This window comes from Serratia sp. EC4, from assembly GCF_059652115.1.
The window spans coordinates 24534-42541 of sequence record NZ_JBNIDE010000014.1; the positions used below are offsets into that span (position 1 = coordinate 24534).

Genomic DNA, 18008 nt, shown 5'->3' on the forward strand with positions numbered 1-18008 from the left:
GGTTATGCCGCCTGTTTCATGGCGGCATCGTACCAGGCGAAGTAGCGCTCTACGCCGCGTCGGCCGGATTCGATCAGCGCGCGTTTCTTCTCTTCGCTGATGCCGAACTCCAGCGTGCCGACGTCGAGCGTGTCGACATACACGGTGCGCTTCCAGTCGTCGCTGTCCAGATGCACCTTGGTTTGGATGTCCAGCATCACGTTGGCCACCGCCAGGGTGAAATCAAACAGGTTGTTGACCGGCGTGCGCGGGCCGGCCTGACCGGCGGCCTGGGCGATTTCACCGGCGGAGTCCAGGCGAAGGCCCAGGGTGCGGGTGTTGATGCGTTGGCTGGAGACGTCGATGTAAGGCGGCGTGGCGGAGAAGTCATAGTCGAATAGCCGCACCGGGTAGTTGTCGATCATGCCGCCATCGATGCACAGGTCGCCCAGGGTATTGTTCTTCGCCACGAAGGCGAACGGGAACGACATCGAAATGCGCAGGCCGTCCGCCACTTTCATGCGCGGCGTAGTGCGGTGCGAATAAACTTCGCGTTGGCCGCTGTTGAGGTTGGCGCCGATAAAGTAAATCGACTTGAACCCTTTCGCCGCCTTCATCGCTTCGAACTGCTCGAAGGTGATATCCGGGTTGCCGGTATATTGCTTGATAATATCGCGTGACCATTGATAGAAATAATCGCCGGGCGCGATGCCGTATTGATTGAACAGGCGATAGGCGTCCTGGATCGTACCGAAAAAACCGCCGTTATAATCGAGGAATTTTTTAAAATCCATCGCCGACAGAATTTTGGTGACGTCCGCCGAGCTGCAGCCCAGGCCGACCAGCAGCGCGGCGATGGCGCCCGCCGAGGCGCCGGAGGTTTGCTTGATCTGCGGCATGATGCCTTTGGCTTCCAGCAATTCCAGCGCGCCGCCATAGGCGATGCCTTTTACGCCGCCGCCTTCAAAGACCAGATTTTCGAATTGATAGTTCATGATATTTCCTCACTCTTGATTTAGGGAGTAAGAAAAATAACCAAGTCGCGAACCGGAAAATATTGATTGGGGTTGTGTGAGTCGGCAAACAAAATTATTCATGATAAATATATTGTTTATATATTTATCAAAGGCATTTATTAAACAGGCGCATCGGGCTTTTTGCGTCAATACTTAGCGCTGTTCAATTCTCGCAAGGAGTCATCATGTTCTGGAAACGTTGTCTGCTGGGCGCGGCGCTGGCCGTTATGTCATTACAGGCCGGGGCCGCCGCGCCGCAGGCCAAAACCCCGACGCCGGGATTTTACCGCATCATGCTGGGCAGTTTTGAAGTGACCGCGTTATCCGACGGCATCATTCGCCTGCCGGCGGACAAACTGTTGCTGAACACCACGCCGCAGCAGATCGCCGCCGGGTTGGCCGAGCGGCATCAAAGCCTGCCGGTGGTCACCTCGGTCAATGCCTATCTGATCAATACCGGCGACAAGCTGGTGATGATCGACAGCGGCGCCGGCCAACTGCTGGGCGACGGCCTGGGCAAGCTGGTGGATAACCTGCGCGCGGCGGGCTACCAGCCGGAGCAGGTGGATGAGATCTACCTGACCCACATGCACCCGGACCACCTCGGCGGCCTGACGCACGACGGCAAGGCGGTATTCCCCAATGCGGTGGTGCGCGCCGCCAGCCAGGACGCGGACTTCTGGCTGAGCGCGGACCAACTGAAACAGGCCAGCGCAGGCAGTAAAAGCAACTTCGAACGGGCCCAGGCGGCGATCAAGCCATACCAGGCGATGGGCCACTTTAAGCCGTTCAGCGGCGACGGTGAACTGTCGCCGGGCATTGCCGCCTTCGCCGCCCACGGCCATACGCCGGGGCACAGCGTGTATCAGGTGACCAGCCAGGGCAAGAAGCTGTTGCTGTTGGGGGATCTGATCCACGTGGCGGCGGTGCAGTTGCCGCATCCGAAGGTGGCTATCAGCTTTGACAGCGACGCCAAGGCGGCTGTCGCTCAGCGGCTGCGGATATTTGGCGACAGCGCGCGGCAGAGCGAACTGGTCGGCGGCGCACACCTGTCGTTCCCGGGGTTGGGGTATCTGAACCGCCAGGGCGACGGTTACACCTGGGTGCCGTTGAACTACGGCGCGCTGTAACGCCCGCTCTCGTTATCGGTTCCGCTCGGCGAACACCCGGCTGAACCAGTCGAGAAATACGCGCACCCGCGGCGACAGCTGGCGGTTGCGCGGATAAAGCAGCGAGACCGGCATTGGAGGAGAAGGCCAATCCGGCAGCAGCGGCAACAGGCTGCCGTCGGCCAGATCGCCGCGCAGGTGATAGCGCGGCACCTGAATGATGCCCAGTCCGGCGCGGGCGGCGGCGACCAGGCTCTCCGCCGCGGTGACCGACACCGTCGCCGGCAGCGTGACGGGTTGCGCTTGTCCCGCCACCGTGAACGCCAGCGGCATCAGCGCGCCGGTCGCCGAAGAGCGAAAGCCCACCATGCGGTGATGGCGCAGATCGTCCAGGCTTTGCGGCGTGCCGAAGCGCTGCAGGTAGGCCGGGGCGGCGCAGGTCACCTCTTCCAGCTCGCCCAGGCGGCGCGCCACCATGTCGCTGTCCCGCAGTTTGCCGACGCGCACCACGCAGTCGATGCCTTCCCGCAGCGCGTCCACCAGCCGATCGCCTTCGCTCATATAAAGCTCGATATCCGGGTATTGCGCCAAAAAATCCGGCAAATCGGGCAACAGAAAATGGCGCGCCAGCGTGCCGTGCACGTCGATGCGCAGCAATCCGCGCGGTTTGGCGCCGGCGAACGCCATCTCTGCTTCTTCGATGTCCGCCAGAATGCTCAGACAACGCTGATAGTAGGCTTCGCCGTCCAGCGTCGGGCTGACGTGGCGGGTGGTGCGTTGCAGCAGCCTGACCTGCAGCCGGGCTTCGAGCTGTTTGATGGCGTCGGTCACGGTGGATCGCGGCAGGTTCAGATCCTGCGCCGCCTGGGTGAAGCTGCGTTGTTCTACCACGCGGGTGAACAGGCGCATGGCGTCGATTCTGTCCATAATTGTTCGTTTATTTCGGATAGTAATAACGAAGAATAGGGGATTATTCGCCGTGCCGAAAGGTGCATGATGACTGTACATTAACCCGATGAGGAGATATCCATGAATCACGCGACTCAACGCGTCGCCATCGTCACCGGCGCATCCCGCGGCATCGGCGCGGCCATCGCCGAGCGTCTGGCCGCCGATGGCTTTACCGTCATCATCAACTATTCAGGCAATCCGGCGCCGGCCGATGAGCTGGTGGGCAAGATAGAACAGCGCGGCGGCCGCGCCTTGAGTGTCAAGGCCGACGTCAGCGATGCGGCTGCGGTCGCCCAACTGTTCGACAGCGCCGAACGGGCGTTTGGCGGCGTCGACGTGCTGGTTAATAACGCCGGGGTGATCGCGTTGGCGCCGGTGGCGGACATGCGTGATGAAGATGCGGATCGCCTGCTCGACATCAATCTGAAAGGCAGCTTCAATGCGATGCGCGAGGCGGCGAAGCGCCTGCGCGACAATGGCCGCATCATCAACTTCTCCTCCAGCGTGGTGGGGTTGCTGCAGCCGGGGTACGGCATGTATGCCGCCAGCAAGGCGGCGATCGAAGCGCTGACCAGCGTGCTGGCGAAAGAGCTGCGCGGCCGCAATATCACGGTGAACGCCGTCGCGCCGGGGCCGACCGCCACCGGCTTGTTCCTCGACGGCAAAACCCCGGAGCTTATCGAGCGGCTGGCGAAGATGGCGCCGTTGGAACGTCTGGGCACGCCGGACGATATCGCCGCGGCGGTGGCTTTCCTCGCCGGGGCAGACGGCGGCTGGATCAATGGCCAAACCCTGCGCGCCAACGGCGGCATCATCTGATTGGCGACGCGCCGCCGCAGGATCGGGTATCCTGTGGCGGAACATATCACATCAAGGGCAACGTATGGCGGGCCACACTCAGCAATCCCATCCTGGCGTCAGATCGCCCTGCGTGAGCCTGTGCCGGATCGACGACGAAACCCAGCAGTGCCGCGGATGCCGGCGCACGCGGGCGGAGATCGCCGCCTGGCCGACCGCCAGCGACACGGAGAAACGCGCTATTTGGCGGCGGCTTGAGCTGCGTCAATCGGTGAAATAATCCTCTACATTATTGCGCTGCCAGACTGCATGTAGCACAATTGAGCTACATGTGATTGACCGACGTTAGGAGCGATTATGTCGACGACGACCATTCGTATTCCAGATGAGCTTAAAGCCCGAGTCGCTGCCGTCGCCGAGCAGGTTGGCGTCACGTCTCACAGCTTTATTTTGCAGGCAATAGCGGAGAAAACGCAGCAGGAAGAGTTGCGCCGTGACTTTGAGAATGAAGCGGAAAAACGCTATGCCAAGATAATTGCGACGGGAGAGACAGTCTCTTGGAAAGAGATGCGCGGTTATTTGGAAAATTACGCAGCGGGTGATACTGCCGCTGTCAAACCTCCGGTTAAAAAATTGGGGCGCTGATGGCAAATGTCGAGTTGGCGCCAGAGGTCAGGGATGATATCGAACGTATTCTCGCTCATTTGGCTCAGTATGGCGCTGCGGATTCAGGGCGGCGCATTCAGGAAATCATCCAGGCAATTGCGGTATTGGAACATAATCCATTGATCGGACGGTCCCTTGGCGCAGGGCTGCGTGAATTGATTATTGGGCAGCAAGCTCGCGGTTATTTGGCGCTCTACAAATACATTCCTGATATCGATACGGCGTTTGTTCTGGCGATCCGCAGTCAGAAAGAACAAGGGTATTGAATGCACGATACCGGCCTGAAAGACCGGCATCGCTGTCATGTCCTCAGAAATCCCAGTCCTCATCCTCGGTGTTGACCGCCTTGCCGATGACGTAGGACGACCCTGACCCGGAGAAGAAGTCGTGGTTTTCGTCGGCGTTCGGCGACAGCGCCGACAGGATCGCCGGGTTGACCTCCGCCATCGCCGGCGGGAACAGCGCTTCATACCCCAGGTTCATCAGCGCCTTGTTGGCGTTGTAGTGCAGGAAGGTCTTCACGTCTTCCGTCCAGCCGACGCCGTCGTACAGCTCCTCGGTGTAACGCACCTCGTTGTCGTACAGATCCTGCATCAGGTCGAAGGCGAAATTTTTCACCTGCTGGCGCCGCGCAGCGTCCACTTTCTCCAGCCCTTTCTGGAACTTATAGCCGATATAGTAGCCGTGCACCGCCTCGTCGCGAATGATCAGGCGGATCAGATCGGCGGTGTTGGTCAGCTTGGCGCGGCTGGACCAATACATCGGCAGGTAAAAGCCCGAATAGAACAGGAACGACTCGAGGAACACGCTGGCGACCTTTTTCAGCAGCGGATCGTCGCTGCGGTAGTGCGCCAGAATGATGCCGGCTTTCTTTTGCAGCGCGCGGTTTTCCTCGCTCCAGCGATAGGCGTCGTCCACGTCCGGCGTTTGGCACAGGGTGGAGAAGATTGAGCTGTAAGAGCGGGCGTGCACCGCCTCCATAAAGCTGATGTTGGAGTACACCGCCTCTTCGTGCGGCGTCAGCGCATCGGCGATCAGGGCCGGCGCGCCGACGGTGTTCTGGATGGTGTCCAACAGCGTCAGCCCGGTAAATACCCGAATGGTCAGCTGCTGCTCCTTCGGCGTCAGCGTGGCCCAGGAGGGGATATCGTTGGACAGCGGCACCTTTTCCGGCAGCCAGAAGTTGGAGGTCAGGCGGTTCCATACCTCCAGATCCTTGTCGTCTTCGATGATGTTCCAGTTGATGGCGCGCACCAGCGGCGCCGATGTTACGGTCGTCATAAGTTGCCTCACAGCGCGCAGGACACGCAGCCCTGCACCTCGGTGCCTTCCAGCGCCATCTGGCGCAGGCGGATGTAGTAAATGGTCTTGATGCCTTTGCGCCAGGCGTAGATCTGCGCGCGGTTGATGTCGCGGGTGGTGGCGGTATCGCGGAAGAACAACGTCAGCGACAGCCCCTGATCGACGTGTTGCGTCGCGGCGGCATAGGTATCGATGATTTTTTCCGGGCCAATCTCGTAGGCATCCTGGTAATACGCCAGGTTGTCGTTGGTCATGTACGGCGCCGGGTAGTAAACGCGGCCGATCTTGCCTTCCTTGCGGATCTCGATGCGCGAGACGATCGGATGGATGCTGGAGGTGGCGTTGTTGATGTACGAGATGGAGCCGGTCGGCGGCACCGCCTGCAGATTCTGATTGTACAGCCCGTGCATCATCACCGACTGACGCAGCGCGCGCCAGTCGTCGCGGCCCGGAATGGCGATGCCGGCGGCGGCGAACAGCTCGCGCACCCGCTCGGTCTGCGGCAGCCAGTCGCGCTCGGTGTACTTGTCGAAGTACTCGCCGCTGGCATAGCGAGAGTGCTCAAAGCCGTCAAAGGCGCCGCCGCGCTCGATCGCCAGCCGGTTAGAGGCGCGGATGGCGTGATAGGCCACGGTATAGAAATAGAGATTGGTGAAGTCGATGCCTTCTTCCGAGCCGTAGAAGATGCGCTCGCGCGCCAGGTAACCGTGCAGGTTCATCTGGCCCAGACCGATGGCGCGGGCGCTGCGGTTGCCTTCGGCGATCGACGGCACCGAGCGGATATCGCTCATGTCGGCCACCGCGGTCAGCGCGCGGATCGCGGTCTCGATCGCCTTGCCGAAGTCCGGCGCGTCCATGGTTTTGGCGATGTTCAGCGAGCCGAGGTTGCAGGAGATATCTTTGCCGATGCGATCGTAGCTCAGATCCTCGTGATAGGTGCTGGCGCGGTTGACCTGCAGGATCTCCGAACACAGGTTGCTCATGTTGATGCGCCCGGCGATCGGGTTCTCCCGGTTGACCGTGTCCTCGAACATCACGTAGGGGTAGCCGGATTCGAACTGGATCTCCGCCAGCACCTGGAAGAACTCGCGCGCGTTGATGCGCGACTTGCGGATGCGCTTGTCGTCCACCATCTCGCGGTACTTCTCGCTGACGGCAATCTCCGAAAACGGCACGCCATACACCCGTTCGACGTCGTAGGGCGAGAACAGGTACATTTCTTCGTTGTTCTTCGCCAGCTCGAAGGTGATATCCGGGATCACCACCCCCAGCGACAGCGTTTTGATGCGGATCTTCTCGTCGGCGTTTTCCCGCTTGGTATCGAGAAAACGCAGGATATCCGGGTGGTGGGCGTTGAGATACACCGCGCCGGCCCCCTGGCGCGCGCCGAGCTGGTTGGCGTAGGAGAAGGCGTCTTCGAGCATTTTCATGATCGGAATGACGCCGGAGGACTGGTTCTCGATGCGCTTGATCGGCGCGCCCACCTCGCGAATATTGCTCAGCATGAAGGCCACGCCGCCGCCGCGTTTCGACAGCTGCAGCGCGGAGTTCACCGCCCGGCCGATCGATTCCATATTGTCTTCGATGCGCAGCAGGAAGCAGGAGACCAGCTCACCGCGCTGGCGTTTGCCGCAGTTGAGGAAGGTCGGCGTGGCCGGCTGGAAGCGGCCGGAAATCATCTCTTCCACCAGATCCTGCGCCAGGGCGGTGTCGCCCGCCGCCAGCGTCAGCGCCACCATGCACACCCGGTCTTCGTAGCGTTCCAGATAGCGCTTGCCGTCGAAGGTTTTGAGCGTATAGCTGGTGTAGTACTTGAAGGCGCCGAGGAAGGTCTCGAAGCGGAATTTCTTGGCGTAGGCCTGCTGGAACAGCTGCTTGATAAACGGGAATTCGTACTGCGCCAGCACCTGCGGCTCGTAGTAGCCTTCTTCCACCAGATAGCGCAGCTTTTCCTCCAGGTTATGGAAGAACACGGTGTTTTGGTTGACGTGCTGCAGGAAGTAGTGCCGCGCCGCCAGCCGATCTTTATCGAACTGGATCCGGCCTTCCGCATCGTAAAGATTGAGCATCGCGTTGAGCGAATGGTAATCCAGCGCGCCCGTCTCGGGCCTGGTCAATTCTGTCGTTGCCAAAATGCGGTTACTCCCTGTCTAACGTTTTCAACGTCTTGCGTAGTGCCGAGCAGCTCGAAGCGGTACAAAAAAGGCACCTGGCATTTTTTGGCGATGATGTCGCCGGCGATGCCGTACGCTGCGCCGAAGTTGGTGTTCCCGGCGGCGATGACGCCGCGCAGGTATGAACGGTTTTGCGGAACGTTGAGAAAGCGGATCACCTGGATCGGCACCGCGCCGACGGCGCTGCCGCCGCCATAGCTGGGTACGATCAAGATATAGGGTTGTTCCACCAGCAATTTGCTGCGGGCGCCGGCGATCGGAATGCGGATCGCCGGCAGGCCCAGTTTCTCAACGAATCGGTGGGTGTTCTCCGAACTGCTGGAGAAATAGACCAGCGGATTCATCGCCGAGCCTCAGCAGGTGAGCGCCAGCGCGCCGATTTTGTCCGGCCGGAAACCGGACCAGTGATCGTCACCGGCGATAATCACCGGAACTTGCTGATAACCTAAGGATTTAACGTGGTTCAGCGCCTGCTGATCCTGGGTGAGGTCGATCACCTGATAATCAATCCCCTGTTTATCAAATGCGCGATAGGTGGCGTTGCACTGGACACAGTCCGGCTTACTGTAAATAATAATGCTCATGATTCGCATTTACCTTTAGGCTGAAGGAAAGGCGGACAAGTCAGATAACGGAGCATCGTTCCTGGCGTTTCTGACGGCGTTATCAACCGAACAACGGTCCCTGCGGTTGATAGATAAAATACTATATGTAGATATTTGTTTTATCAACCACTCTATATATGGTGTTTTGTGGGATTGGTTACGTAGACCGCGTCGGGGCTGGAAAAGGCGAGGGAAAAATTTTTTCGGGTGAGAAATTCTCCTCTCTCAGTGAAGAGGGGGAGTCGAGCGCATTCTGACGCATGCTGACGACCAGACGATTGAAGGCGTTCGAAAGTCGGAGCGGCGATCTCGTTATCGCTGAAGTACGCTTTCAGCGCCTCGAAAGCGCTGTCTGGCGCGCCGGTGGCGGCGATCAGCGTCACCGACTCGGCCCATTCCAGCGCGGAGCCTGGATCCTCGAGGATGACTACGACAGCGAGTTTCGCTATCACGGGCGGCCATTGCTGCCGTTGCTGCAGGCAAGCGTGGCGGATTTTATCCGGCAAGGGCATTTCTATCGCCACCTGAAACGCATGCGGCCGCTGTATCGCCAGCGGTGCGAGTGGTTGACGCAGGCGCTCTCTGATTAGCGCATCGACCATCCGGCGGGGCAGGGGTGACTGTCGGGGGGCGCCAATTTCAGCCGGCGAGAGGAGGCGGAGCGGGCGGTACAGGGGCTGGCGCAGCTGTTTCGCTAAAATTAAACGGCCCGCGATTTCCGCGGGCCAGACGCACATCTGTTTTATCTTTATGACTGCAGGGGTGTTAACGCCGGGCCAGCAGCACGCCGAGCACGATGCCGACGGCGGCACCGATCCCTACGCCCTGCCAAGGTTTGTCACGCACATAGCTGTCGGCTTGATCGACCGCGTCGCGCGCATGCTGTGTCAGACTGGTGGAGCCATTGAACCGCGCCCGGGCGTCGCGCAGCACGCCTTTCGCCTTGCTGTGCAGCTCTTTCAGTTCCTCTTTGGTCTTGTCACCGGACTCGCGCAACACTTCATCCAGCGTATCGGCCAACAGAGTGACGTCCTGATCGATATCGCGTTCTGTTCTTTCCGCTTTCTTAAACATTCAGCTCTCCATTTCGACACATGTCTTTCAAGTGTAGACCATGCCGAAATTTGCGTGGCCGATCACGGAAAAAAACCGCCGTCACGCAGGTGTTTGCCGGCGCCTGGGCTTTGTACATTTGGTTACTCGGCGAAACCAATCACTCACGGAAGCGGCGGTTTGATTCCACTAGTATCTGTTTCAACGGCTCCACCGGAGCTTACCGAAACAACACTCTGAGGATTTAAAGATGAAAAAAGTATTAGCGCTGATCGTTGCTGCCACTATGGGTCTGTCTTCTGTTGCTTTCGCTGCTGATACCGCAGCTACTGCTCCGGCTACCACCACCGCGCCAGCTGCGACCACCACTACCGCTGCGCCAGCGGCTGCTGCTGAAAAAGCGCCAGCTAAAGCAACGCACCACAAGAAAGCCAAGCACCACAAAAAAGCGCCAGCCCAGAAAGCTCAGGCCGCTAAAAAGCACCACAAAAAAGCGCCAGCTCAGAAAGCCCAGGCTGCTAAAAAACACCACAAAAAAGCGCCAGTGCAGAAAGCTCAGGCCGCTAAAAAACACCACAAAAAAGCCGGTAAAAAAGCTTAATTAAGTGATGTTTGCGGAACCGGAAGGTTCCGCACGCTCCAGTCCGTACTCCAGACACCCGGTTCTTCCGGGTGTCTTCTTTTGAGGCGACGCACGATGATCAATCGCTATCTGTTTGAAGTCATTTTCAGCGCGGTAACCCTGTGCGGGGTGATCGTCGGTTGGGAACTGTTTTTGGCCGGCAGCTTCCTGTGATCATTGCGCCGCGGCGGTTTCGTGCAAATGCCGCCAGCCGAGCGCGTTGGGCTGACGTTCAAATACCACCGTGGAGTAGCGCAGCGTAGCGCTTTGTCCCGGCAGACTCTGTTTTTCCCGGTAGCTGACTACCGCGCCCGTCGGCCATTCGGCCACCAGCTTCATCTCTTCTATCTCGATTTCCAAACCCGGTTTGGCGGCGCGATGCGCGTGGAAAAAAGCGCACAGCGCGGTGAAATCCAGCGGAGCGCCGTTCAGCGCGATCATGCTGAAATCCGGCGTAAAGCGCGCCAGCAGCGCCTGCTCTTCTCCGGTCCCTTTGCCCAGCCAGCGTTCAATGGCGATGTGAGCGTCGATCACTTCGGTAAAATACGGGTTCATAAAGCATCCTGTTGAGCGTTGAGTTGGCGCACGATGGCGCGGTTGGCGAGGCGCAGGCACAGCAGCAGCGGGATGAGTACGCTGGCGCCCGCCAGAATGAAGCAGGTGCGGTAAGCCGCCGCGGGCGGCAACACGGCCAGCAGCAGATTCAGCAGCAGGCTGAGCAGCGCCACGCCGAGGCAAAAACTGAGCTGGCGGTTGATATTCCACAGTGCGCTGGCGTCCGCCAATTGGCCGTCGGGGATCTGCAGAAACGCGCTGCTCTGCGCGGTGCTGCTGCACAGGCTGCCGCCGAACCCCATCAGGGCGAAGGCGGCGATCTGCAACGCGTGCTGCCCGGCCTGATCGATCTGCGCCAGCGTCAGCATGCCGGCGCCTTGCAACAGGCAGCCGACGATCAGCAGCGGCCGCGGGCCGAGGCGGTTAAAGGTTTTGCCGGTCAGCGTGATGGCCAGGAACGACGCCAGCGCCCAGGGCAGCATCAGGCCGCCGACCTGTGCGGCGGGCATGCCCAGCTGGTTTTGCAGATACAGCATCGCCATCAGGCTGACGCCGATGAACAGGCCGGGAATACACAAATAAACCGCCATGGCGTTGCGCAGCAGCGGGTCGGCGACCAGCCGCAGGTTCAGCAGCGGCTGCGGGGTACGCAGGCTATGGCGCAGATAAGAGGCCAGCACCAGCAGGCCGGCAGCCAGCAGCGCCGCACCGGAAACCTGATGGCCGGCTTCGCTCAGCCGGGTCAGGCCGAGCAGCAGCAGCGTCAGCGCTGCGCAGGCGCTCAGTAATCCTGTCGCGTCGAGCGGTTTGCGCGCCGCCGTCGGCGCTTCCGCTCGCAGCCACAGCGCCGCCAGCGCCAGGGCCAGGGCCGCCAGCGGCAGGTTGGCGAAAAACACCCAGCGCCAGTCCAACCGATCGACGAGCCAGCCGCCCAGCGCCGGTGACAGCGCCGGCGCCAGCAGCCCCACCAACATGATGGCCGCCGACAGCCCGGCGCGTTCATGGCTGCGGTACAGCTGATAGGTCAGCGTCTGGCCGATGGGGATCAGCAAGCCGCCGCCCATGCCCTGCAGGGTGCGCCAGCCGATCAGCGCGCCGATGCTGTCGGCGTTGCCTGCGCCGAGGGTGGCCAGCATGAACAGCGCCAGCGACAGCAGAAACACCCGCCGTCCGCCGATGCGCTGCGCCAGCCAGGCGCTGAGCGGGATCACCAGCGTCAGGCCGAGAATATAGCCGTTGCTGACCCACGCCAGTTGGCTGACCGATGCTCGCATCGCCTGGCCGATGGCGGGGTAGGCGACATTGGCGATAAACATATTGATCAGATCGACGAAAAAGCCGAGCAGATAGACGATTGCCACTTTGCTGCGATAAGACATGGTGCCTCCGGTTGAAGGCGAGCAGTGTATCGGGGGGAAAAGTGCGGATAAATCGGCTGCGGGCGATTACACTGTCAAAATTATTTTGACAATAAGGGCAGCGAAATGCTGAATTTGCAGCGTCTGGCGATCTTCGCGGCGGTGGTGGAAGCGGGCAGCTTTACCGCGGCGGCGGCGGCGCTGGGGCAAACCAAGGCGGTGGTGAGCTTTAACGTCAAGCAACTGGAGAATGAGCTGGGGGTGTCACTGCTGGCGCGCAGCACCCGACGATTGTCGCTGACCGATGCCGGCGAACGCTTCTATCAGCGCAGCCAGCAATTGTTGCAGGAGGCGGAAAACGTGCTGGACGACGTGCGACGCGATCATCACGGGCTGAGCGGCGTGCTGCGTATCACCAGCACGCCGGAGTACGGCGCGCAGGTGGTGGCGCCGGCGCTGGCGGCGTTTTCGCGCCAGCATCCGCGCCTGCGTATCCAGCATGTGTCTTCTTCCTATCATGCCGATCTGATTTCGGAGCGCTTCGACGTGGCGATCCGCTTGGGCCAGCTGGTGGATTCCAGCCACCGCGCGGCGCTAATTGACAGCTTCGCCATTTTTCCGGTGGCGTCGCCGGATTATCTGGCCGAGCGGCCGATTCATACGCTGACGGATCTGGCGCAGGCGCAGTGGATCGCCCACAGCCGGCTCAGTTCGCCGCTCAGTTGGCAGGTGGTCACGCCGCAGCGCGAAGCGGTGCTGTTCAAGGTCGCGGACGCCGCCACGCTTACCGGCGACAGCGCCGCGGCATTGCTGGCGTTCGCCCTGCATGGCGCCGGGGTGGCGCTGCTGCCGGCGTGGCTGGCGCAGCCCGACATCGATGCCGGCAGGTTGCAGCGGTTGCTGCCGGATCACCGTTTCCCCGAGCAGAGCATCTATGCGCTCTACCCGAATACCCGTCACGTGCCGGAGAAGGTGCGGGCGTTTATCGATTTTCTGCGCGCGCGGGTGGCGGCAAAATCGTTAGCGAAATAATAATTCGTTATAACTCTCTCATTTATCATCAAATCTCATCGGGGTATGCTGGAGGGCTTCGTCTACCCCGTCCGATGCGAGCCACCTTCGATGACCGCAGAAAATAACCTCCAGCTGAACCGACGTATCTTGTCCGTGGTGATGTTCACCTTCGTCTGCTACCTGACCATCGGCCTGCCGCTGGCGGTGTTGCCGGGATTTGTGCATGACCACCTGGGCTACAACTCGGTGTTGGCGGGCCTTATCATCAGCGCGCAATACTTCGCCACGCTGTTCAGCCGCCCGCACGCCGGGCGTTACGCCGATCAGCTGGGGCCGAAGAAGGTGGTGCTGTTTGGCCTGGCGTGCTGCGGCGCCAGCGGCCTGTTTTACGCGCTGGCGTTCGGCGTTGACGGTTACCCGTGGCTCAGCCTGCTGTTGCTGTGCGTGGGGCGGGTGTTTCTCGGCGTCGGCGAAAGCTTCGCCAGCACCGGTTCCACGCTGTGGGGCATCGGCCGGGTCGGGGCGATGCACACCGCGCGGGTGATCTCCTGGAACGGCGTCGCCACCTACGGCGCGATGGCGGCCGGCGCGCCGCTCGGCGTGTATCTGAACCAGCAGTGGGGATTGGCCGGGGTGGCGGCGCTAATTGTGCTGGCGGTCGCGGTGGCGCTGCTGTTGGCGAGCGGCAAGCCGGACGTCTCGATCGCGGCTGGGCAGCGCATCGCCTTCCGCGCGGTGTTCGGCCGCATCTGGGCCTATGGTCTCGGGCTGGCGATGGGCACCGTCGGCTTCGGCGTGATCGCCACGTTCATCACCCTTTACTACGCCGACAAAGGCTGGAGCGGCGCGGCGTTTTCGCTGACGCTGTTCAGCTGCGCCTTCGTCGGCATCCGCCTGATCTTCAGCAACGTCATTAACCGCCACGGCGGGTTGAAGGTGACGCTGGCGTCGTTTCTGGTCGAGATCGTCGGGCTGCTGTTGATCTGGCTGGCCGGCGAGCCCTGGATGGTGCAAACCGGCGCGTTGCTGGCCGGCGCCGGTTTTTCGCTGGTGTTCCCGGCGCTGGGCGTTGAGGCGGTGAAACAGGTGCCGCCGCAGAATCAGGGCACGGCGCTCGGCACCTATTCGGCGTTCCTCGACCTGGCGTTGGGCATCACCGGCCCGCTGGCCGGGCTGCTTATTGGACAAGCGGGCGTGCCGTCGATTTATCTGGCGGCGGCGCTGCTGGTGGCGCTCGGGGTGCTGCTCACCCTGCGCCTGCTGCAGCGCCGCCGGGCCTGATTCAGGAATAGTCCGAAACCCGGATTCCTCCCCAGAAAATCATTGTTTCGGTGAATGATTACGGTAAGGTCGCTCAGCGGTCCAGAATGAGAGGAGGAATCGATGTATTTACGGCCGGATGAAGTGGCTAAAGTGTTGGAGAATACCGGCTTTGAGCGTGATTATGTCACCGATCAGGCCTATGGCTACCGCAAGGGTACGCATTATGTGTATGTGAATCGCGAAGCGCGGATGGGCAGAACCGCGTTGGTGATCCACCCGGCGCTGAAAGAGAGAAGCGTGCATTTCGCCACGCCGACCTCCCCGGTGCGCACCAGCGAGCAGTATCTGGAGTTTCCCCTGGATTTAAGCAGCGACGCCCCGAACCAGCGCTACGGCATCGCACACGGCTTCAGCTCGCGCGAAGCGCTGTCGCGCTACCTCTACAGCATGTTCCTGTAATCGGTCCCCCGTCCGGGGGACGCGATCAGCCGTGCGCCAACGCTTCGCGGTTGAAACGCTCGTTGTAGGCGCGGCGGAACTGCGCCAGTTCAAACGCATCGATATCCAGCTCGGCGAAGTAAAACAGCGCCGCTTCGGTGTGCTCGGCGTGCAGCTCCGGCGACAGCCCGGCGCGCAGCAGCACGTCGCGCCACAGGGCAATCTGTTCGTCGTCCGCCTGTTTGATGAACGTCAGGTAGATGAACAGCAGATAAGCCGCCTGGTGCATCTCTTCGGTGTAGCCGTTGTTCAGCATGCGGATAAAGGTCTGGCTTTGGCGGCCGCCCATTTCCTGGATCATCGATTCGATCAGCATCGGCTTGACCCTCAGCAGATGGGCCAGCGAATCGATGGCTTTGCGGGTGTCGGACGTCAGGACGCGGTAACCGATAATGAATACGACGATCAGGGCGGCGAGGATGATCCAGGTCATTTAGGCTTTATTACACTCTCAATACGCCAGAAGAGGGGCGGGAGGCGCTGTGCGACAGCGCCCGCTATCAATGCTGTTCGCCGCTGAAATTACCGACCGCGCTCTGTTGGCGCAGGTGGTGATTGAAGGTGGCCGCGTCTTTGGCCAGCGCGTCCAGATGGGCGCCGAGCATTTTGATCTGCTTGACCAGCGCATGCTGTTCCGGCACCGAACTGGCGGTGCTCAGTTTGCGCGCCAGTTGTTCATTCTGCGCCCGCAGCGCGGCTTCGCGCTGTTTGGCTTCTTCCAGCAGTTGCTGCAGCGCCTGGTAGCTCTGCTGCCATTCGCGGTGTTGCCGTTCGAAGCTGCTCTGCAACTCATTCATCGCATTTTGAAACTGGATTTCCAGCTCGCGCATTGTCATGGGCTCGATCCTTTGCGGCACTCAATGATGGCTTAGCAGTATAGCGAAAACTGTTCGCAAGCTCACCCGTTGACGACAAATGAGGCACATGCCGCTGACAATTCCCGGCTTGCAACCGTGGCAAGGCGTCTTACAATCGACCCCATTCCCAGCCGTAAAGGCTGCCGTTCAAGAGAGGTGGAACATGAGCGAGCAGGAAAAAGACTTTTTTGAACAGGCGATGGCGGATGTGGTGCCGCTGGAGAGCGGACGGCAGACGCTGTACCTCAAGCCGCAGGCGGCGGTGGACAAAAGCGCGCGGCGCGAAGCGCAGCGGCTGATGCAGGAAAACTTCCTCAGCACCGATTTTCTCGAGGTGATCCCCTGCGAACAGCCGCTGGAGTTCAAAGGGGAAGGCATTCAGCAGGGCGTGCTGGACAAACTGCGCAACGGGCGTTACCCGCCGCAGGCGTCGCTGAACCTGCTGCGTCAGCCGGTTGAAACCAGCCGGCAGGCGCTGTTCCGTTTCATTATGCAGGCGGAGGCGCAAAATCTGCGTTCGCTGCTGATCGTGCACGGCCGCGGGCGGCAGAACGAAAGCCATCCGAATATCGTGCGCAGTTACGTCGCCAAATGGCTGGCGCAGTTTGAGCAGGTGCAGGCGTTTTGCCGCGCCTTACCGCGCGACGGCGGCGAGGGCGCTTGTTATGTCACGTTGCGTAAATCGGCGCAGGCCAAGGCAGAAAACTTTGAGCGCCACGCCAAGCGCAGCCGGTGAAAGGATAGGCGAAATAAAATGGCCGGCGAATATCGCCGGCCATCGATGAATTATTTATTAAATATTTTATAGTCCAGCGAATAACGGCCGGCGCCGGTTACCGCCAGCAACAGCAAACCACCAATGATGCTGATGTTTTTAAAGAAGTTAATTTCGTTGCCCATCATTTCCATGCCGGTCATTTTCCAGAACGGATGGCCGATAAACGCGGTGCCCAACACATACAGGGCGAAAATGACCGCGATAGGGCGAGTAAACAGGCCGAGAATAAGCGCGATGCCGAAAATAAACTCCACCACCACGGCAACGATCGCCGCCAAATAAGGCATCGGCGTGCCATAGCCTTCCATCGCCGTGACGGTCGCACCGAAGTTGACCAGTTTCATCCAGCCGAAAATGATAAACAGAACCATCAGTAGAATACGGGACAGCAGAATTACGCCGTCTTTTGAGCTATCACCCATTTCGAACTCCTTAGCCACTGTCGGAATTATGTTGTCTTGCTGATTAAAGATTAGAACAATTTACGTTTTTTTCTAGCGGCGACGGGCGGTTGCGCCACTTTTTTCGTTGGGTGAGACGCGTGGTGAAGCCGACGGCATTGCCTATACTTGAGCCTGGAGCAAAAACAATAAAACAGGCAATGTGAGGCCAAGATGGATGAGGAATTGACCGCCGACGGTTACCGCCGTTATTCCGGCGACAAGATTGACGTTTATTTTAACAGCGCGATATGCCGCCATTCCGCCAACTGCGTGCGTGGCAACGCGGCTATTTTTACCCTGAACCGCCGGCCGTGGATTATGCCGGACAATGCCGACGCGGCCGAAGTGAAACGCGTTATCGACACTTGCCCCAGCGGCGCACTGAAATATAGGGAGAAATAATATGGAACATAAAATACTGGCAGACGAGAAGCGTTTTTATATCAATGACGAGCATGGCAAGCTGATCGCCGAGATCTCTTTCGTGCCGAGCGGCGACAAGCTGACCATTATCGATCACACCTGGGTGGATGAGTCATTGAAGGGGCAGGGCGTCGGCAAAAAGCTGGTGGCGCTGGTGGTGGAGAAAATGCGCGCGGAGCAGCGTAAAATCATTCCGCTATGCCCGTTCGCCAAGCATGAGTTCGATACCACCCCAGCCTATCAGGACATTCGCGCCTGAGGCGATAACGGGGCGCGGCGCGCCCCGATCATTCAGCAGACGCCGAAATCGCCGTCCTCGTGGTACAGCGCCACCTCGTTGGCCTGCACCTCCGTACGCTGCTCGTTACCCAGTTCATTCCAGCTGCAAACCAGGGTTTCGCCGTCGATCGCCACCACGGTCATCTTCGGGCCGCCGGTGGTGCGTTGTACAAAATCACCGATATTGAATGCCATGCGTTCCTCCACAACAGATTAAACCTCATCTATTGATAACACAGAATGGCGCCGCCGTTGGCAGGTGTTT

25 protein-coding genes and 1 pseudogene are annotated in these 18008 nt (G+C 60.0%); 13 read left to right on the forward strand and 13 right to left on the reverse strand.

The window, feature by feature from the left end:
• Positions 1–2: 2 nt before the first annotated feature.
• Entirely contained in the window at positions 3–974 is a 972-nt protein-coding gene (locus ACP39K_RS23270) for a patatin-like phospholipase family protein (protein WP_033639543.1), read from the reverse strand.
• A gap of 206 nt (positions 975–1180) precedes the next feature.
• On the opposite strand from ACP39K_RS23270, the gene ACP39K_RS23275 reads away from it, so the two are divergent.
• Positions 1181–2125 (forward strand): MBL fold metallo-hydrolase, encoded by a 945-nt coding sequence (locus ACP39K_RS23275; RefSeq protein ID WP_049300417.1) that lies wholly within the window; start codon positions 1181–1183, stop codon positions 2123–2125.
• Between the two features lie 12 nt (positions 2126–2137).
• Here ACP39K_RS23275 and ACP39K_RS23280 read toward each other — a convergent pair whose 3' ends face one another.
• Positions 2138–3031, reverse strand: a complete 894-nt coding sequence (locus ACP39K_RS23280) for a LysR family transcriptional regulator (protein ID WP_048795850.1) — start codon at positions 3029–3031, stop codon at positions 2138–2140.
• Positions 3032–3133: 102 nt separating this feature from the next.
• Here ACP39K_RS23280 and ACP39K_RS23285 point away from each other — a divergent pair, with 102 nt between their 5' ends.
• The 4 genes from ACP39K_RS23285 (at position 3134) to ACP39K_RS23300 (ending at position 4785) form a co-directional block, all read left to right on the forward strand.
• Positions 3134–3874, forward strand: a complete 741-nt coding sequence (locus ACP39K_RS23285; RefSeq protein WP_016929839.1) for an SDR family oxidoreductase — start codon at positions 3134–3136, stop codon at positions 3872–3874.
• Positions 3875–3938: 64 nt separating this feature from the next.
• Entirely contained in the window at positions 3939–4133 is a 195-nt protein-coding gene (locus ACP39K_RS23290) for a DUF1289 domain-containing protein (RefSeq protein ID WP_060445239.1), read from the forward strand.
• Positions 4134–4210: 77 nt separating this feature from the next.
• Positions 4211–4498 carry a CopG family ribbon-helix-helix protein gene (locus ACP39K_RS23295; protein ID WP_033639547.1) on the forward strand — a complete coding sequence of 96 codons (288 nt, stop codon included), beginning with the start codon at positions 4211–4213 and terminating at the stop codon, positions 4496–4498.
• Positions 4498–4785, forward strand: coding sequence for a type II toxin-antitoxin system RelE/ParE family toxin (locus ACP39K_RS23300; RefSeq protein ID WP_033639548.1), 288 nt, complete (start codon positions 4498–4500; stop codon positions 4783–4785). The genes ACP39K_RS23295 and ACP39K_RS23300 overlap by 1 nt, the downstream gene beginning before the upstream one ends.
• Positions 4786–4828: 43 nt before the next feature.
• Here ACP39K_RS23300 and nrdF read toward each other — a convergent pair whose 3' ends face one another.
• The 4 genes from nrdF to nrdH are packed head-to-tail and all read right to left on the reverse strand — an operon-like array spanning position 4829 to position 8579.
• Entirely contained in the window at positions 4829–5800 is a 972-nt protein-coding gene (nrdF, locus tag ACP39K_RS23305) for a class 1b ribonucleoside-diphosphate reductase subunit beta (RefSeq protein ID WP_033639549.1), read from the reverse strand.
• Positions 5801–5808: 8 nt separating this feature from the next.
• Positions 5809–7953 (reverse strand): class 1b ribonucleoside-diphosphate reductase subunit alpha, encoded by a 2145-nt coding sequence (gene nrdE, locus ACP39K_RS23310; RefSeq protein ID WP_072009650.1) that lies wholly within the window; start codon positions 7951–7953, stop codon positions 5809–5811.
• Complete coding sequence (nrdI, locus tag ACP39K_RS23315) at positions 7935–8339, reverse strand: class Ib ribonucleoside-diphosphate reductase assembly flavoprotein NrdI (protein WP_048795848.1); 405 nt, start codon at positions 8337–8339, stop codon at positions 7935–7937. Before nrdI ends, nrdE begins: the two co-directional genes overlap by 19 nt.
• 9 nt (positions 8340–8348) lie before the next feature.
• Positions 8349–8579: a glutaredoxin-like protein NrdH gene (gene nrdH, locus ACP39K_RS23320; protein WP_004928934.1), complete on the reverse strand. Its 231-nt coding sequence runs from the start codon at positions 8577–8579 to the stop codon at positions 8349–8351.
• Positions 8580–8998: 419 nt separating this feature from the next.
• Between nrdH and ACP39K_RS23325 the strand changes: the two are divergent.
• Positions 8999–9298 (forward strand): annotated as a pseudogene (locus ACP39K_RS23325) (MocR-like pyridoxine biosynthesis transcription factor PdxR); the annotation flags it as partial.
• Positions 9299–9365: 67 nt separating this feature from the next.
• Here ACP39K_RS23325 and ACP39K_RS23330 read toward each other — a convergent pair.
• Entirely contained in the window at positions 9366–9674 is a 309-nt protein-coding gene (locus tag ACP39K_RS23330; protein WP_004928950.1) for an ElaB/YgaM/YqjD family protein, read from the reverse strand.
• A gap of 229 nt (positions 9675–9903) precedes the next feature.
• On the opposite strand from ACP39K_RS23330, the gene asr reads away from it, so the two are divergent.
• Positions 9904–10254: an acid resistance repetitive basic protein Asr gene (gene asr, locus ACP39K_RS23335; protein ID WP_004928953.1), complete on the forward strand. Its 351-nt coding sequence runs from the start codon at positions 9904–9906 to the stop codon at positions 10252–10254.
• A gap of 195 nt (positions 10255–10449) precedes the next feature.
• Here asr and ACP39K_RS23340 read toward each other — a convergent pair whose 3' ends face one another.
• Positions 10450–10830 (reverse strand): DUF4440 domain-containing protein, encoded by a 381-nt coding sequence (locus ACP39K_RS23340; RefSeq protein WP_016929834.1) that lies wholly within the window; start codon positions 10828–10830, stop codon positions 10450–10452.
• Positions 10827–12209: an MFS transporter gene (locus tag ACP39K_RS23345; RefSeq protein WP_497008914.1), complete on the reverse strand. Its 1383-nt coding sequence runs from the start codon at positions 12207–12209 to the stop codon at positions 10827–10829. Before ACP39K_RS23345 ends, ACP39K_RS23340 begins: the two co-directional genes overlap by 4 nt.
• 105 nt (positions 12210–12314) lie before the next feature.
• Here ACP39K_RS23345 and ACP39K_RS23350 point away from each other — a divergent pair, with 105 nt between their 5' ends.
• The 3 genes from ACP39K_RS23350 to ACP39K_RS23360 all read left to right on the forward strand — a co-directional run bounded on the left by ACP39K_RS23350 (position 12315) and on the right by ACP39K_RS23360 (position 14924).
• Positions 12315–13220, forward strand: coding sequence for a LysR family transcriptional regulator (locus ACP39K_RS23350; RefSeq protein ID WP_497008916.1), 906 nt, complete (start codon positions 12315–12317; stop codon positions 13218–13220).
• Positions 13221–13310: 90 nt separating this feature from the next.
• A complete protein-coding gene (locus ACP39K_RS23355; RefSeq protein WP_033639555.1) occupies positions 13311–14483 on the forward strand; it encodes an MFS transporter in 1173 nt (390 codons plus the stop codon).
• A gap of 102 nt (positions 14484–14585) precedes the next feature.
• Complete coding sequence (locus ACP39K_RS23360; RefSeq protein WP_016929830.1) at positions 14586–14924, forward strand: DUF2002 family protein; 339 nt, start codon at positions 14586–14588, stop codon at positions 14922–14924.
• A gap of 25 nt (positions 14925–14949) precedes the next feature.
• On the opposite strand, the gene ACP39K_RS23365 is transcribed toward ACP39K_RS23360, so the two are convergent.
• Positions 14950–15396 carry a DUF1198 family protein gene (locus tag ACP39K_RS23365; protein ID WP_033639556.1) on the reverse strand — a complete coding sequence of 149 codons (447 nt, stop codon included), beginning with the start codon at positions 15394–15396 and terminating at the stop codon, positions 14950–14952.
• Positions 15397–15463: 67 nt separating this feature from the next.
• Positions 15464–15799 (reverse strand): MbeD/MobD family mobilization/exclusion family protein, encoded by a 336-nt coding sequence (locus tag ACP39K_RS23370; RefSeq protein ID WP_004928976.1) that lies wholly within the window; start codon positions 15797–15799, stop codon positions 15464–15466.
• Positions 15800–15983: 184 nt separating this feature from the next.
• On the opposite strand from ACP39K_RS23370, the gene smrA reads away from it, so the two are divergent.
• Positions 15984–16556, forward strand: coding sequence for a DNA endonuclease SmrA (gene smrA, locus ACP39K_RS23375; protein ID WP_048794740.1), 573 nt, complete (start codon positions 15984–15986; stop codon positions 16554–16556).
• A 50-nt stretch (positions 16557–16606) separates the two neighbouring features.
• Here the strand turns inward: smrA and ACP39K_RS23380 are convergent, their stop codons facing one another.
• Positions 16607–17020, reverse strand: a complete 414-nt coding sequence (locus ACP39K_RS23380) for a DoxX family protein (protein WP_016929826.1) — start codon at positions 17018–17020, stop codon at positions 16607–16609.
• Positions 17021–17212: 192 nt separating this feature from the next.
• Between ACP39K_RS23380 and ACP39K_RS23385 the strand changes: the two genes are divergently transcribed.
• Positions 17213–17443, forward strand: a complete 231-nt coding sequence (locus ACP39K_RS23385) for a (4Fe-4S)-binding protein (RefSeq protein ID WP_115116547.1) — start codon at positions 17213–17215, stop codon at positions 17441–17443.
• A gap of 1 nt (position 17444) precedes the next feature.
• Positions 17445–17723: a GNAT family N-acetyltransferase gene (locus ACP39K_RS23390; protein ID WP_016929824.1), complete on the forward strand. Its 279-nt coding sequence runs from the start codon at positions 17445–17447 to the stop codon at positions 17721–17723.
• Between the two features lie 32 nt (positions 17724–17755).
• On the opposite strand, the gene ACP39K_RS23395 is transcribed toward ACP39K_RS23390, so the two are convergent.
• Entirely contained in the window at positions 17756–17938 is a 183-nt protein-coding gene (locus ACP39K_RS23395) for a GDFGVC terminal motif YodC-like protein (RefSeq protein ID WP_212562951.1), read from the reverse strand.
• Between the last annotated feature and the right edge of the window lie 70 nt (positions 17939–18008).

What these genes read in the sequence shown, in the direction of transcription:
- ACP39K_RS23290 (WP_060445239.1), top strand. Translation starts at nt 3,939, where the DNA reads ATGGCGGGCCACACTCAGCAATCCCATCCTGGCGTCAGATCGCCCTGC.
- smrA (WP_048794740.1), top strand. Translation starts at nt 15,984, where the DNA reads ATGAGCGAGCAGGAAAAAGACTTTTTTGAACAGGCGATGGCGGATGTG.
- ACP39K_RS23350 (WP_497008916.1), top strand. Translation starts at nt 12,315, where the DNA reads ATGCTGAATTTGCAGCGTCTGGCGATCTTCGCGGCGGTGGTGGAAGCG.
- ACP39K_RS23275 (WP_049300417.1), top strand. Translation starts at nt 1,181, where the DNA reads ATGTTCTGGAAACGTTGTCTGCTGGGCGCGGCGCTGGCCGTTATGTCA.
- ACP39K_RS23340 (WP_016929834.1), bottom strand. Translation starts at nt 10,830, where the DNA reads ATGAACCCGTATTTTACCGAAGTGATCGACGCTCACATCGCCATTGAA.
- ACP39K_RS23285 (WP_016929839.1), top strand. Translation starts at nt 3,134, where the DNA reads ATGAATCACGCGACTCAACGCGTCGCCATCGTCACCGGCGCATCCCGC.
- ACP39K_RS23365 (WP_033639556.1), bottom strand. Translation starts at nt 15,396, where the DNA reads ATGACCTGGATCATCCTCGCCGCCCTGATCGTCGTATTCATTATCGGT.
- ACP39K_RS23330 (WP_004928950.1), bottom strand. Translation starts at nt 9,674, where the DNA reads ATGTTTAAGAAAGCGGAAAGAACAGAACGCGATATCGATCAGGACGTC.
- nrdI (WP_048795848.1), bottom strand. Translation starts at nt 8,339, where the DNA reads ATGAATCCGCTGGTCTATTTCTCCAGCAGTTCGGAGAACACCCACCGA.
- ACP39K_RS23360 (WP_016929830.1), top strand. Translation starts at nt 14,586, where the DNA reads ATGTATTTACGGCCGGATGAAGTGGCTAAAGTGTTGGAGAATACCGGC.
- nrdH (WP_004928934.1), bottom strand. Translation starts at nt 8,579, where the DNA reads ATGAGCATTATTATTTACAGTAAGCCGGACTGTGTCCAGTGCAACGCC.
- ACP39K_RS23370 (WP_004928976.1), bottom strand. Translation starts at nt 15,799, where the DNA reads ATGACAATGCGCGAGCTGGAAATCCAGTTTCAAAATGCGATGAATGAG.
- ACP39K_RS23280 (WP_048795850.1), bottom strand. Translation starts at nt 3,031, where the DNA reads ATGGACAGAATCGACGCCATGCGCCTGTTCACCCGCGTGGTAGAACAA.
- nrdF (WP_033639549.1), bottom strand. Translation starts at nt 5,800, where the DNA reads ATGACGACCGTAACATCGGCGCCGCTGGTGCGCGCCATCAACTGGAAC.
- ACP39K_RS23300 (WP_033639548.1), top strand. Translation starts at nt 4,498, where the DNA reads ATGGCAAATGTCGAGTTGGCGCCAGAGGTCAGGGATGATATCGAACGT.
- ACP39K_RS23270 (WP_033639543.1), bottom strand. Translation starts at nt 974, where the DNA reads ATGAACTATCAATTCGAAAATCTGGTCTTTGAAGGCGGCGGCGTAAAA.
- ACP39K_RS23385 (WP_115116547.1), top strand. Translation starts at nt 17,213, where the DNA reads ATGGATGAGGAATTGACCGCCGACGGTTACCGCCGTTATTCCGGCGAC.
- ACP39K_RS23295 (WP_033639547.1), top strand. Translation starts at nt 4,211, where the DNA reads ATGTCGACGACGACCATTCGTATTCCAGATGAGCTTAAAGCCCGAGTC.
- ACP39K_RS23395 (WP_212562951.1), bottom strand. Translation starts at nt 17,938, where the DNA reads ATGGCATTCAATATCGGTGATTTTGTACAACGCACCACCGGCGGCCCG.
- ACP39K_RS23355 (WP_033639555.1), top strand. Translation starts at nt 13,311, where the DNA reads ATGACCGCAGAAAATAACCTCCAGCTGAACCGACGTATCTTGTCCGTG.
- asr (WP_004928953.1), top strand. Translation starts at nt 9,904, where the DNA reads ATGAAAAAAGTATTAGCGCTGATCGTTGCTGCCACTATGGGTCTGTCT.
- ACP39K_RS23345 (WP_497008914.1), bottom strand. Translation starts at nt 12,209, where the DNA reads ATGTCTTATCGCAGCAAAGTGGCAATCGTCTATCTGCTCGGCTTTTTC.
- ACP39K_RS23390 (WP_016929824.1), top strand. Translation starts at nt 17,445, where the DNA reads ATGGAACATAAAATACTGGCAGACGAGAAGCGTTTTTATATCAATGAC.
- ACP39K_RS23380 (WP_016929826.1), bottom strand. Translation starts at nt 17,020, where the DNA reads ATGGGTGATAGCTCAAAAGACGGCGTAATTCTGCTGTCCCGTATTCTA.